Raw genomic sequence first — 11,875 nt, 5'->3', positions numbered from 1 at the left:
GAGGAAGTGAACCGTGGAAGAAGTGATCGAACAACTCCGTGAAGCCAATGAGCCGGTACCGGTGCCCTTGGAGCTTCCCGATGAAGATCAGCTGGTGGAAGTCGAAGAACAGCTGTTCATCAACATTCCCTTTGTGTTCAAGGAGTTCCTGCTGACCGTCAGTGATGTGGTCTACGGCTCGCTCGAACCGGTCACGATCACCGACCCGCAATCGCATACGTACCTGCCGGACGTTGCATCCAATGCCTGGGATGCTGGCGTACCACGCGACCTGATCCCGATTTGCCAGGATGGCGATAATTATTACTGCGTCGAGGAAGACGGCACGGTAGTGCTGTGGGATGCCGAAGACGAGATCGTGGGTGAAGACAGCTGGGAATCGGTGTGGCACTGGGCGCGGGACGTGTGGCTGGAAAGCTGATCGCGCGCCTACAAATCGCCAGGCTTTCTGCGCCTGGCGACATCGCTACCGCTCCATCCCTCGGACGAGGGTGAAATCTTGCGCAGTGAGCCTTGCAGCCTCAGTGCGTATTCTCGCGGCTGTTCTCCAGCGTCTCCAGCAAGGCAATCTGCATGCGGGTATGCACGCGGATGAACCAACGCCACAGCAACGCCACCACCACCGCCGCCACTACCGCAATCACCAGCAGCAGTTCATTGGTGGGCAGGATACTGGCCGATAGCGCCGACAGCAGCAGGAAGATCACCAGCAGCGACAGCAGCGGGATCACTTCGGCAATCACCCGGCGCACACGCTGGGTATGGCGCCCCGCCATTTCAGGCTTCACGCCCATTTCCGCCAGCAGCATCGACAGCGCCTTGAGCTTGCGATACGCCGCAATCAGGAAGGGTAGCGACAGCAGCAACGCCGCGCCCCAGATCATCGCCTTCTGCTGGCTGACATCAGCGACCCACTCGCTGAGCCAGTTGCCAATACGCCCGGCAAAGTAGCCCCCGCTGAAGAAGATGGCGATCACCAGCGCCAGGTTGACGCCAACCTGCAACAGGATGCGCCGGATCATCGCCGCAAGCATGGCACCCTCGCCCTGCGGCTGGATGTTGCGCAACCACTCGCCATACAGCGACAGCACCCGCGCCAGACGGCTGGGCACCACCTTGCCAAGTTTCAGCGACAGCGGGTCGGCCGCACGGATCAGGTAAGGCGTCAGCAGCGTGGTGATTGCCGAAACCGCCACGGCCACCGGGTAGAGGAAATCGCTGGTTACCTGCAGGGTCATGCCCAGCGCAGCGATGATGAAAGAGAACTCGCCAATCTGGGAAAGCCCCATGCCTACCCGCAGCGAAGTGCGGCCGTCATTACCGGCGATAAACGCCCCCATGCCACAGGACAACATCTTGCCCAGCACCACCGCCAAGGTGATGACCACGATCGGCCAAGCGTAGTCGATCAGTACTTGAGGGTCGATCATCAAGCCGATGGCGACAAAGAAGATAGCGCTGAACAGATCGCGCACCGGTTCTATCAGCTGTTCGATCTTCAGCAGTTGACGCGACTCGGCCATGATTGCGCCAATCAGGAAGGCGCCAAGGACCATGCTGTATTCCAGCTTCACCACCAGCAGGCAGAAACCGAAACACAGGCCCAACACGGTGATCAGCAACATCTCGTTGCTTTCGAATTTCGCTACATAAGCCAGCAAACGCGGCACCAGCAAAATGCCGATGACCAGCGCGACGATCATGAACAGCGACAGCTTGCCGACCGTGGAAAACACTTCGCCAGAGCTGACCGTGCCGCTGACAGCGATGCCGGACAGCAAGGCAATGATGCCGATACCCAGGATGTCCTCGACGATCAGCACGCCGAAAATCAGCTGGGCGAAGCGCTCGTTCTTCATCTTCAGGTCGTTGAGTGCCTTGACGATGATGGTGGTCGAGGAGATCGCCAGGATGGCGCCGAGAAACAGCGAATCCATGGTGTTCCAGCCGAACCAGCGACCGATCTCGAAACCGATCCAGATCATCAGCACAATTTCCAGGAACGCCGCGATGAACGCTGTAGCACCGACTTTGAACAGCTTGCGCAGGCTGAACTCAAGGCCCAGGCAGAACATCAGGAAGATCACCCCCAGCTCGGCCAGGGTCTTGATGGTGTCTTCGTCGTGGATCAGGCCAACTGGCGGGGTGTGCGGGCCGATGATGAAGCCGGCGACGATGTAGCCCAGCACCACGGGCTGCTTGAGCCGGTGGAAAAGAATCGTGACCACCCCGGCTACCAGCATGATCACTGCCAGGTCCTGGATGAAGCTGATGGCATGCATGGCGCGATACTCCTTTTCTCGATGCCCGGGCAGACCGCTCCTCTGCCAAGGCAAACCGAGCGAGCAGCAAGTACATACTGTATTGAATGCAGGAAAGCCCATGTTGCATGGGCGTACTCAGGTTAACATCGCACCCCGCCGCGTAACGTCGGTGCAATATGTAGAAACAGATCGGCAGGTTAAGCGCTGCCGATGGCGTGATCAGCGTGACGACGGAGCGTCAGCCAACGTCCCGTACCAGGAAGGCAAACTCAAAGAGGGGAAACAGAAGTGTCAGCAGATACCCGCCCCGATTCAGCGCAACCACACCGTGAGCACACTATGGAACCTGGAAACGCCCAGCTGAGCATGACCGTCCTGATGACCCCGGACATGGCCAACTTCTCCGGCAACGTGCATGGCGGCACCCTGCTCAAATACCTGGATGAAGTGGCCTATGCCTGCGCCAGCCGTTATGCCGGCAGCTACGTGGTGACCCTGTCGGTCGACCAGGTGATCTTCCGCGAACCCGTGCACGTCGGCGAACTGGTGACATTCCTCGCATCGGTCAACTACACCGGCAACACCTCGATGGAGGTGGGCATCAAGGTGGTGACCGAGAACATTCGCGAACGCTCCGTGCGTCACTCCAACAGCTGCTTCTTCACCATGGTGGCGGTCGACGACAGCCGCCGCCCGGTAGCGGTGCCGCCGCGCCAGCCGCACAGCAGCGAGGAAAAGCGCCGGTTCCTGCAGGGCCAGCAGCGCCGGCAAATCCGCCAAGAGCTGGAAAAGCGCTACCAGGACCTGAAAACCGACGCCAACTAGAACGCCAGGCGCTGCGCCTCGAAGCGCACGCGCGGGTGGGCGATGCGATCCTGGGCCCGCACCAGCTGCAACTCGTAGCTGGCGCTGGCCTGGGTTTCGAGCAGTACTTCATGTACCGCAGCGCCAGCGTACTCGAACGCCTGCAGCCAGTTGTCCCCCAGCAACACACGGGCCAGAAACAGGCCCGAAGTCAGGTCGCCCACCCCCACCGGTTGACGCGGAAATGCCAGCAGCGGGCGACGCAGGTGCCAGCTTTGCTCGGCCGTCACCAGCAGCATCTCGAACTGCTCTTCGGCGCGCCCCGGATAGGCCAGGTGCTTGACCACGATGACCTGCGGCCCACGCGCGAGCAGGCTGCGCGCCATCTGCACGCAATCTTCCAGCGACTGTGCGCGGCGGCCACAGAAGCTGTCCAGTTCCAACTGGTTAGGGCAAAGGATGTCCGCCTTGGCGGCCGCCTCCTCCAGCAGAAACTCGCTGACCTCCTGCGGCACCATGCAGCCTTTCTCAGGGTGGCCCATGACCGGGTCGCACAGGTACAACGCCTTGGGGTTCACCGCCTTGATGCGTTCGACACCAGCCAGGATCGCCCGACCTTGTTCAGCACTGCCCAGGTAGCCAGACAGCACCGCATCGCAGTGGCCCAGTTCGCCGATGTTGGAAATACCTTCCACCAACGCAGGAATTTGCGCGGGAGCAAGCACTTCGCCAGCCCACTGGCCATACTGAGTATGATTGGAGAACTGCACGGTATTGAGCGGCCAGACATTGACCCCGATACGCTGCATGGGAAACACCGCGGCGCTGTTGCCGGCGTGGCCGAACACCACGTGGGACTGGATGGCGAGCAGGTGCGGGGTACGTTTCATGCGGGAGATTTCCAAAGCTGTTTCAAGGATTGTGCGCAGCGCAGTATGAACTCGATTGCCACCTGTACGACAGGCCAGGGACGCAGTTAAGCTGGTTCGACCTGTTTGGAGCATATGCAAATGTTGACCCTGGAGAATGTCTTCGTCCTGATGCTGATAGCCACGGCAGGCGCCTGGTTGTGGCATAACCATGGGCTACGCGAAAAAGCCTTGGAGCGGGTCAAGCAGCATTGCGCCAAGCTCGACCTCGAACTGCTGGACGATGCCGTCGCCCTCAAGCGCATCGGCTTTGTTCGTGATGCCAACGGCAAGAAGCGCCTGGCGCGGATCTACGCCTTCGAGTTCACCGTCACCGGCGAGCAACGCCACCCAGGCACGGTGACCCAGTTCGGTGCCCACAGCGTGCAGATCGAACTGGCGCCCTACCCGTTCGAGATCAAGACGCCGCCACGCACCGACAATGTCATCGAGATGCAGCAGTGGCGCCAAGAGCATAACCGCTGGCGCAACTGATCAGACGCCAAGGCATTCCCTCAAACCGGCCTCCAGAGCCGGCTGCGGTTGAGCTTGAGCAAAAATCAGCTCGATGCGCGTATCCCTGCGCCAGTCGCTCGGCTGCCAGTCCGGCAGCACGCCCTCAAGCCCATTGAATGATTGCCAGCCTTGCGCAGTGTGGATAACTCCCTTGGCGCGGAGCCATGGCCAGCCGTGTAAAAACGCCCGAATGCGCTGTGGATAAAACTGTCGACTCGGATGCCAGCGCCAGCCAATACTCCAGCCCCCCTCACCTTGTTGCACCAGGCAGATAGGCTCATCGGGCCTATTCCATAGGGCTGCGGGGGTATTTCCAAGATTGTCGACAATCCTGTTATCCACATAATCAGTGGGAATAGCCCCTGTGGATGAAACGGGAAGCACCGAAAGTGGCAGGTTTCCGTGGCTGGCCCAAAGGATATCTTTTTCATTAAATTTTTTAGTTATCAACAACCTATGATATTCATCCACAGCCTCTGATTTGTTGAAAACCACATCCTTGGCAGCATCAAAAGCCTGCAGTTGAGCCTCAGGCAGGGCCTCGCCCCGTGCCATTTTCTGTGCGTCCACAACCATCAAAAGCGGCTGGATTGTCAGCACTCCTGCCCAAGGGGCCTGCTTGAGTCGGGCGAGTAGCTGCAAGGGATGGCCGAGGCCGGAAGGCTCGATGAACAGCCGATCAGGCCGCGAGTTGCGCAGCACCCGGCCCAAGCCAACCTGAAACGGCATGCCGTTGACACAGCACAGGCAACCCCCTGCGACCTCGCCGATGGCAATGCCGTCTTCATCGCGGCTGAGTAGCGCAGCGTCGAGCCCCACCAGGCCAAATTCGTTGATCAACACGGCCCAACGTTCGTCAGGCGGGCGCTGCGCCAGCAAATGGCGGATCAATGTGGTCTTGCCGGCACCCAGTGGGCCGGCAATCACGTGGGTAGGAATGTTCTGCAACATGGCATGACTTCGGTCTGGAGGTAGGCCTCACTATGCGCCGTCACGCCAACCAGTCAAGGCTCAGCAGCAAGCGCCGCTGGTGCCCGGATGGCGAGCGATGCACCAGCCCGGCGCCCTCATTGCCTTGCCATTTTTCGCCTTTGAGCACGGCCACATCGCCCGCCTGCAGCCGTTGAATGTTATCCACAGCAGGCATTGCCTGGTGCAGTTCACGCCGGTCTATCGCCCCTTCCTGCAGCCATTCACTGCCCGGCCCCGCGTAGCTTGTGAGCAAGCGCAGCGGCACGTGGTCCACATGAAAGCGCGGGCACATCGGTGCATCCAGCACGCGCAAGCGCAAGCCCAGCCGTCGTGCGCCGAGCAGGCAGGTATAGGCGGCCACCAGCCAGGCCACGTCGGCGACAAAGCTCTCATAACCCTGCAAGTCTGCGGTTTCATACAACAAGCCCGGTAACGCCGGTGCCAGCTGTTCGTCCACATCGATTACCCGCTGGTCAGCCAAGGGTTGGCCAAGGCTGACGACCAGCTGGGCGAAATCCTCCAATTGAGCCGGCATGCGCCGACGCCATACCGCCAGGTTCACATTGTCCTGCAGAACTTCGGTCAGTACTTGCGGCGAGTCACCCGACACCTGAAAGATATCCACAGGCTGGTGTGCGACGATCATACTGCCGCCTCCTCGTGCCAGGGACCGAACGGATCTGGCAAGCGCAGCCAGCCCATCGGCCCCAGGTCCATTTCTTCATCCGTCAACAGGCATGATTGCAGCTCTGTGGATAACTTTTCGAAGTCAATATTCTGCCCGATGAACACCAGCTCCTGGCGGCAGTCACCGCTCTCGACGGCCCAGTTCTTCAGTATTGCGGCCGTGTTATCCACATCCTGTGGCCACTGTTCACGGGGCACGAATCGCCACCAGCGGCCGGCCATGCCATGGCGCATCATGCCACCTGCCTGAGACCAGCTGCCGGCCTCTTGATACTTGCTGGCCAACCAGAAAAAACCTTTCGAGCGCAGCAGCCTACCGTTGGTCCACGGGGTGTGGATAAAGTCGAAAAAGCGCTGTGGATGAAGCGGACGCCGAGCCTGCCAGGTGCTGGCGGCGATGCCGTATTCTTCAGTTTCCGGAACGTGCTCGCCGCGCAACTCCTGCAACCAACCGGGCGCCTGCGCGGCTTGGTCGAAGTCGAACAGGCCGGTGTCGAGGATACGCGCCAGCGGTACCTCGCCCATGACCATGGGCACGATCTGCGCCCTGGCGTTGAGGCTGCGCAGAATGGCGATCAGCTCTTCCCGTTCGTGCTGGCCGATCAGGTCGATCTTGCTCAACAGCAGCACATCGGCGAACTCGACCTGTTCGATCAGCAGGTCGCTGATCGAACGCTCATCGTCCTCACCCAGGGTTTCGCCACGGCTGGCAAGGCTGTCTGCCGCCTGATAGTCGCGAAGAAAGTTCAGGCCATCGACCACGGTGACCATCGTATCGAGGCGCGCCATGTCGGAGAGGCTACGGCCCTGCTCGTCGCGAAAGGTAAACGTCTCGGCCACCGGCAACGGCTCCGAGATCCCGGTGGACTCGATCAGCAGGTAATCGAAGCGCCCCTCCTCAGCCAACCGCGCAACCTCCTCGAGCAGGTCTTCACGCAGCGTGCAGCAGATGCACCCATTGCTCATCTCCACCAGCTTTTCTTCAGCACGGTTGAGGCTGACATTGCGCTGAACCTCACTGGCATCGATGTTGATTTCACTCATGTCGTTGACGATCACCGCGACGCGCAGGTTGTCGCGGTTACGCAGCACATGGTTCAGCAGGGTGCTCTTACCGGCACCAAGGAAGCCGGACAGAACGGTAACGGGGAGACGGTTGGACATGGCGAAACCTCTTCAGGCGAAGGCATTCGAAACGATGCATTGCATAATGTTATAAAGTAACAATACAATTTCGCCAAGCTGTTCTCGTCGGATAAAAGCCCCTCGAAGATGACGCAGCGCTTCATCCTGCATTGCAGCTTGCTTGGCGGTTGCCGCTGAACGCCCTATTATTTGGAACTACCCATGACCCAGCTCAAGCTTCCCGATATCGCCAGCCAAGCCCAGCAGCACGCCTTACCGCTGGACTGGGTGGGCATGTGTGGCATTGCCTTGCCGGTGCAATTCGAGGGCCGTATCGCCGCAGCCAAGGTCGACGCAGGTGTCAGCCTGGTGGACGGCAGCTCACGCGGCATCCACATGTCGCGCCTTTACCTGGCACTGGAATCACTGGAAGGTCAGCCACTTACCGCGCTGGTTATTCGTCAGCTATTGGCTGATTTTCTGAACAGCCATGAAGGGCTCTCCTCTGCGGCCTACCTACGCGTGTCCTTCGACCACCTGCTTAAACGGCCGGCCCTGATCAGCCCGTTAGCAGGCTGGAAAAGCTATCCAGTAACTGTCGATGCACGCATCGAAAGTGAGATGTTCCACGTGGAACTATTTGTTTCCGTGCCCTACTCATCCACATGCCCTTGTTCGGCTGCGCTTGCAAGGCAGCTGATTCAACAACAATTCCAGGCGGATTTTGCCGAGCAGCAGGTGGATAAGGACAGGGTGATGGCGTGGCTTGGTAGCAGCCAGGGCATCGTGGCGACGCCCCATAGTCAGCGCAGTAGCGCGCAAATTCACGTGCGCTTGAAAAGCAATGTGCTGGAGCTGCCGGTGACCGAGTTGATCAACCGCGTTGAGGCCAGCCTGGGAACGGCCGTGCAAACTGCGGTCAAGCGCGCAGATGAACAAGCGTTCGCATTGGCCAACGGACAGAACTTGATGTTCTGCGAAGACGCCGCACGACGGTTGCACCAGTCGTTACGACAATTGAAATGGGCCACTGCCTTCAAGCTGCGCGTGGAACATGCAGAGAGCCTGCATGCCCACGACGCAGTCGCCACCAGCCAATGGCAGTGGCAAATCAGCTACGCGGTTTGACCGCCCCGCAGTCATTGCCCAGCCAGACCGCACGGGTGTTCATGCTGCCTTGCTGCTGCACACCGGACGCATTGAACGTACCGCTGACCTGGGTGGTGAACTCCCTGTCACTCAGGAAGGTAGCCTGGCCAGTGCCCTGGGCCTTGGGGCAACTGAACTGGAACCTCCATACGTTGCCGGTGCGGTCGGTAATCTTCTGCGTGCAGCCCGACTTAGGGTCTTGCAGCGGAATATCATTGGTTGCCACCTGCTCTGGCGTGAGGCACGAGCGTACCCCATTACCCCCCACTGTCACCCCTTGCTTGGCCAACACGCCCTCCATCATGGCGCGCTGCTCCGGCGGCAGGTTCTTCAATTGGCCGAGCATGAACGCCATGTCGGGTAACGGCTTGCCATCGACCTGCATGTTGCTGGTGGTCAGCTCCCACAAGCCGGGCTGCAACATCTGTGCATGCACCAACGGGCTGCTCAGGCCAAGGGCCAACGCCAACAGTGGCAGACGAATCTTCATGGGCAAACGCTCCTGGAATAAACCGGCCAACGGGCCGGGCTGAGCCTTAGACGCCAAATCCACCTGCAGGTTGCAAGCCGGACCGGGAACGTGTTCTGTTACCCACAGTGTACTCGGCAAGCAGGATGCATATGGATTACCACAGCCCCTACTTCTTCGGTTATGTGCTCGGCCTGATTCACCTCTTGGGCATCATCGCAGCACTGCATGCAGTGTTCACCGTGCGTACCGCCCAAGGTGCGATTGCCTGGGCCATGCCACTGGTCTTCATCCCCTACCTGACCTTGATCCCCTACCTGATCTTCGGCGCCCGCTCCTTCTATGCCTACATCAAGGCACGGCGACAGGCCAACCAGGAAATGCACGTGGCCATGGCCAACCTCAACTGGCGCCCCTGGGTAGAAGAGGCGCTCACCGCCCGCGAGTCCGAAAGCTATGCTGCGCTGCGTGCCATGCCAAAGCTCGGTCGCATGCCCTGCCTGGCGAACAACCAGGTGAAGCTGTTGATCGATGGCAAAGCGACGTTCGATGCCATCTTCGCCGCAATCAACCAAGCCCGCGAAGTGGTGCTGGTACAGTTTTTCATCATTCACGACGACAACCTGGGCAAAGCGCTACAGCAGTTGCTGCTGCGCAAAGCGGCCGAAGGGGTGAAAGTGTTCGTCCTCTTCGACCGGGTCGGCAGCCATGCTTTGCCGGCAAGCTATAGCCAGGTGCTGCGAGCGGGTGGTGTGGAGATTCATGCCTTCGCCACGCGCCGTGGCTGGTTCAACCGCTTTCAGGTGAACTTCCGTAACCACCGCAAGATCGTGGTGGTGGATGGCCTGGTCGGTTTCATTGGCGGGCACAATGTGGGTGATGAGTACTTGGGTGCGCATCCGCAACTGTCGCCTTGGCGAGATACCCACGTGCAAATCGGTGGGCCCGTGCTGGCCTGCTTGCAGGAGTCGTTCGCCGAGGACTGGTACTGGGCAACCCGCCAACTGCCACCGTTGATCCTGCCCGACACCTACCCGGAGAACGGCGTATTGTGCCAGGCGCTTGCCAGCGGGCCAGCGGACCCGCAGGAAACCTGCTCGCTGTTCTTCCTTGAAGCGATCCATTCGGCTACGCGTCGGGTGTGGATTACCAGCCCCTACTTCATCCCCGATGAGGCAGTGTTCGCCGCCTTGCGCTTGGCGGTGCTGCGGGGGGTGGATGTTCGCATCCTGATTCCGTCACGGCCCGACCATCGGATCGTCTATGCCGCCTCCAGCCTGTTTGCCTTCGAAGCGGTACGCGCCGGTGTGCGCATGTTCCGCTACCAGCCAGGCTTTCTGCATCAGAAGGTGGTGCTGGTGGATGACGATGTGAGCGCGATCGGCAGTGCCAACCTGGACAACCGTTCGTTCCGCCTGAACTTCGAGATTACCTTGCTGACGGTGGACCGTGCATTTGCCGATCAGGTGCAAACCATGTTGGCCAACGACTTCGAGCAGGCCCGGGAGATCACTGCGGAGGACAGCCTGGATACCCACCGCCTGCAACAACTTGGGATGCGAATTGCCCGGTTGATCTCGCCGATCCTTTAACAGGCACTAAAAACCAGGGGCCGCATAACGGCCCCTGGTATGTGTGGTCGAACGTGAAACACTCAGGCTAGCGGTACAAATCCTCACGGGTCCATGGCAGGTCATGGCGGCCATCGGCATAAGGTTTCACGGCCAATATCTGGTGCAGGTTGATCCAGCCCTTCTCGAAGGCGTAGGCACAACCGGCCAGGTACAGCCGCCAGATGCGCAGGGTCTTTTCCGGCACCATGGCCGCGGCACGATGCAGCTGGTTTTCCAGGTTCTCGCTCCAGTGGTGCAAGGTCTTGGCGTAATGCAGGCGCAGGCTCTCCACATCGACGACCTCAAGCCCCGCCTCACAGATACTGGCGCTGATCATCGACAGATGCGGCAGCTCGCCGTGGGGGAATACATAACGGTCGATGAACTCACCCGCTCCCCGCCCTACCGGTCGCCCATCCACATGCTTGGCGGTGATGCCGTGGTTCATGACCAGGCCACCTTCACGCACCGCACCGAACAGCTTCTGGCAATACAACGGCAGGTTGGCGTGCCCGACATGTTCGAACATGCCGACACTGACCACCTTGTCGAAACGGCCATCCTGGGGCAGGTCTCGGTAATCGAGAATCTGCAGGTCGACCTGCCCCGCCAGCCCCTCTTCCTTCACCCGCTCACGGGCCAGCTTGAGCTGCTCCTTGCTCAAGGTAATACCGAAAACCTTGGCACCGTACTCGCGTGCGGCAAAGCGTGACAGACCGCCCCAGCCACAGCCGACATCCAGCAGGTAGTCACCCGCCTGCAGGCGCAGCTTGCGGCACAGGTGGTCGAACTTGTCCTGTTGGGCCTGGGCCAGTGTGTTGTCCGGCTCACGGAAGTAACCACAGGAGTAGGCCATGTCCGGGTCCAGCCACAACTGGTAGAACGCGTTGGACAGGTCGTAGTGATAGGAAATGGCTTCGGCGTCGGTGTCCTTGTCATGGGCAGTACGCTGCGGCGTCGTGTCGTCATCATCACTCAGCAGGGCCTCGCTGAGTACGTCGCACACACGAATGACCTCGCCGATATCACCCTCGAGCTCCAGCTTGCCTTCAACGAAGGCTTCACCCAGCTCGTTCAGGCTCGGGTGGGTGAACTGGCTGATCAGTTGAGGCTCCTTGATCAGGATCGTCACTTGCGGGCTCGGCCCGAGATCGAACTCGTTGCCGTCCCACAACTTCAGACGCAAAGGTAAATGCAGGCTCTGCAACGCAGGTGGAAGTTGCGCAAGCATCAATGACCCTCCCTTCAGGTAACGGGGCGCCACGCCTCATAAATTCGGACGCCACGGAATCAGGGTAGTTCATAGCTGCAGGTTTTGGGCTATACGCGACGATGGTCTAGAACCAACAGGCATGAAAAGCACGCAGA

The 11,875-nt window shown here is 59.9% G+C and carries 12 protein-coding genes; 5 read left to right on the top strand and 7 right to left on the bottom strand.

Annotation, left to right across the window (positions count from 1 at the left end; genetic code table 11):
• Positions 1 to 13 precede the first annotated feature (13 nt).
• Complete coding sequence (locus tag DJ563_RS21180) at positions 14 to 421, top strand: SMI1/KNR4 family protein (RefSeq protein WP_033702408.1); 408 nt, start codon at positions 14 to 16, stop codon at positions 419 to 421.
• Between the two features lie 100 nt (positions 422 to 521).
• Here the strand turns inward: DJ563_RS21180 and DJ563_RS21175 are convergent, their stop codons facing one another.
• Positions 522 to 2,282, bottom strand: a complete 1,761-nt coding sequence (locus tag DJ563_RS21175) for a cation:proton antiporter (RefSeq protein ID WP_274097893.1) — start codon at positions 2,280 to 2,282, stop codon at positions 522 to 524.
• 321 nt (positions 2,283 to 2,603) lie between these two features.
• Between DJ563_RS21175 and DJ563_RS21170 the strand changes: the two genes are divergently transcribed.
• Positions 2,604 to 3,089, top strand: coding sequence for an acyl-CoA thioesterase (locus tag DJ563_RS21170; RefSeq protein ID WP_033702410.1), 486 nt, complete (start codon positions 2,604 to 2,606; stop codon positions 3,087 to 3,089).
• Here DJ563_RS21170 and pdxY read toward each other — a convergent pair.
• Positions 3,086 to 3,958, bottom strand: coding sequence for a pyridoxal kinase PdxY (gene pdxY, locus DJ563_RS21165; protein WP_274097892.1), 873 nt, complete (start codon positions 3,956 to 3,958; stop codon positions 3,086 to 3,088). The genes DJ563_RS21170 and pdxY overlap by 4 nt on opposite strands.
• A gap of 120 nt (positions 3,959 to 4,078) precedes the next feature.
• On the opposite strand from pdxY, the gene DJ563_RS21160 reads away from it, so the two are divergent.
• Positions 4,079 to 4,471 (top strand): DUF3301 domain-containing protein, encoded by a 393-nt coding sequence (locus DJ563_RS21160; protein ID WP_274097891.1) that lies wholly within the window; start codon positions 4,079 to 4,081, stop codon positions 4,469 to 4,471.
• Here the strand turns inward: DJ563_RS21160 and DJ563_RS21155 are convergent, their stop codons facing one another.
• Genes DJ563_RS21155 through zigA form a run of 3 tightly spaced genes read right to left on the bottom strand, consistent with a single transcriptional unit; the run spans position 4,472 to position 7,315 of the window.
• Positions 4,472 to 5,443, bottom strand: coding sequence for a CobW family GTP-binding protein (locus tag DJ563_RS21155; RefSeq protein ID WP_434518290.1), 972 nt, complete (start codon positions 5,441 to 5,443; stop codon positions 4,472 to 4,474). It lies immediately after the preceding gene.
• A gap of 40 nt (positions 5,444 to 5,483) precedes the next feature.
• Positions 5,484 to 6,110, bottom strand: coding sequence for a DUF1826 domain-containing protein (locus DJ563_RS21150; RefSeq protein ID WP_434518289.1), 627 nt, complete (start codon positions 6,108 to 6,110; stop codon positions 5,484 to 5,486).
• Positions 6,107 to 7,315 carry a zinc metallochaperone GTPase ZigA gene (gene zigA / locus DJ563_RS21145; RefSeq protein ID WP_434518288.1) on the bottom strand — a complete coding sequence of 403 codons (1,209 nt, stop codon included), beginning with the start codon at positions 7,313 to 7,315 and terminating at the stop codon, positions 6,107 to 6,109. Before zigA ends, DJ563_RS21150 begins: the two co-directional genes overlap by 4 nt.
• A 183-nt stretch (positions 7,316 to 7,498) precedes the next feature.
• Between zigA and folE2 the strand changes: the two genes are divergently transcribed.
• Positions 7,499 to 8,404 (top strand): GTP cyclohydrolase FolE2, encoded by a 906-nt coding sequence (folE2, locus tag DJ563_RS21140; protein ID WP_434518287.1) that lies wholly within the window; start codon positions 7,499 to 7,501, stop codon positions 8,402 to 8,404.
• Here the strand turns inward: folE2 and DJ563_RS21135 are convergent.
• Positions 8,388 to 8,915, bottom strand: a complete 528-nt coding sequence (locus DJ563_RS21135; protein ID WP_434518286.1) for a DUF3617 domain-containing protein — start codon at positions 8,913 to 8,915, stop codon at positions 8,388 to 8,390. The genes folE2 and DJ563_RS21135 overlap by 17 nt on opposite strands.
• A gap of 131 nt (positions 8,916 to 9,046) precedes the next feature.
• Here DJ563_RS21135 and cls point away from each other — a divergent pair, with 131 nt between their 5' ends.
• On the top strand, positions 9,047 to 10,486 hold the full coding sequence (gene cls / locus DJ563_RS21130; protein WP_033702419.1) for a cardiolipin synthase: 1,440 nt from the start codon (positions 9,047 to 9,049) through the stop codon (positions 10,484 to 10,486).
• Between the two features lie 67 nt (positions 10,487 to 10,553).
• On the opposite strand, the gene cfaB is transcribed toward cls, so the two are convergent.
• Positions 10,554 to 11,738 carry a C17 cyclopropane fatty acid synthase CfaB gene (gene cfaB / locus DJ563_RS21125; protein ID WP_274097885.1) on the bottom strand — a complete coding sequence of 395 codons (1,185 nt, stop codon included), beginning with the start codon at positions 11,736 to 11,738 and terminating at the stop codon, positions 10,554 to 10,556.
• Between the last annotated feature and the right edge of the window lie 137 nt (positions 11,739 to 11,875).

Origin of the sequence: Pseudomonas sp. NFX1, from assembly GCF_051123555.1 — a bacterium.
GTDB lineage: Bacteria > Pseudomonadota > Gammaproteobacteria > Pseudomonadales > Pseudomonadaceae > Aquipseudomonas > Aquipseudomonas capeferrum.
The sequence above is the reverse complement of the archived record's forward strand: the minus strand, read 5'-3'. Positions and strand labels throughout refer to the sequence as shown.

Coding starts and splice junctions, on each gene's coding strand:
- cfaB (WP_274097885.1), bottom strand. CDS start 11,738: ATGCTTGCGCAACTTCCACCTGCGTTGCAGAGCCTGCATTTACCTTTG.
- zigA (WP_434518288.1), bottom strand. CDS start 7,315: ATGTCCAACCGTCTCCCCGTTACCGTTCTGTCCGGCTTCCTTGGTGCC.
- DJ563_RS21150 (WP_434518289.1), bottom strand. CDS start 6,110: ATGATCGTCGCACACCAGCCTGTGGATATCTTTCAGGTGTCGGGTGAC.
- DJ563_RS21160 (WP_274097891.1), top strand. CDS start 4,079: ATGTTGACCCTGGAGAATGTCTTCGTCCTGATGCTGATAGCCACGGCA.
- DJ563_RS21135 (WP_434518286.1), bottom strand. CDS start 8,915: ATGAAGATTCGTCTGCCACTGTTGGCGTTGGCCCTTGGCCTGAGCAGC.
- folE2 (WP_434518287.1), top strand. CDS start 7,499: ATGACCCAGCTCAAGCTTCCCGATATCGCCAGCCAAGCCCAGCAGCAC.
- pdxY (WP_274097892.1), bottom strand. CDS start 3,958: ATGAAACGTACCCCGCACCTGCTCGCCATCCAGTCCCACGTGGTGTTC.
- cls (WP_033702419.1), top strand. CDS start 9,047: ATGGATTACCACAGCCCCTACTTCTTCGGTTATGTGCTCGGCCTGATT.
- DJ563_RS21175 (WP_274097893.1), bottom strand. CDS start 2,282: ATGCATGCCATCAGCTTCATCCAGGACCTGGCAGTGATCATGCTGGTA.
- DJ563_RS21170 (WP_033702410.1), top strand. CDS start 2,604: ATGGAACCTGGAAACGCCCAGCTGAGCATGACCGTCCTGATGACCCCG.
- DJ563_RS21155 (WP_434518290.1), bottom strand. CDS start 5,443: ATGTTGCAGAACATTCCTACCCACGTGATTGCCGGCCCACTGGGTGCC.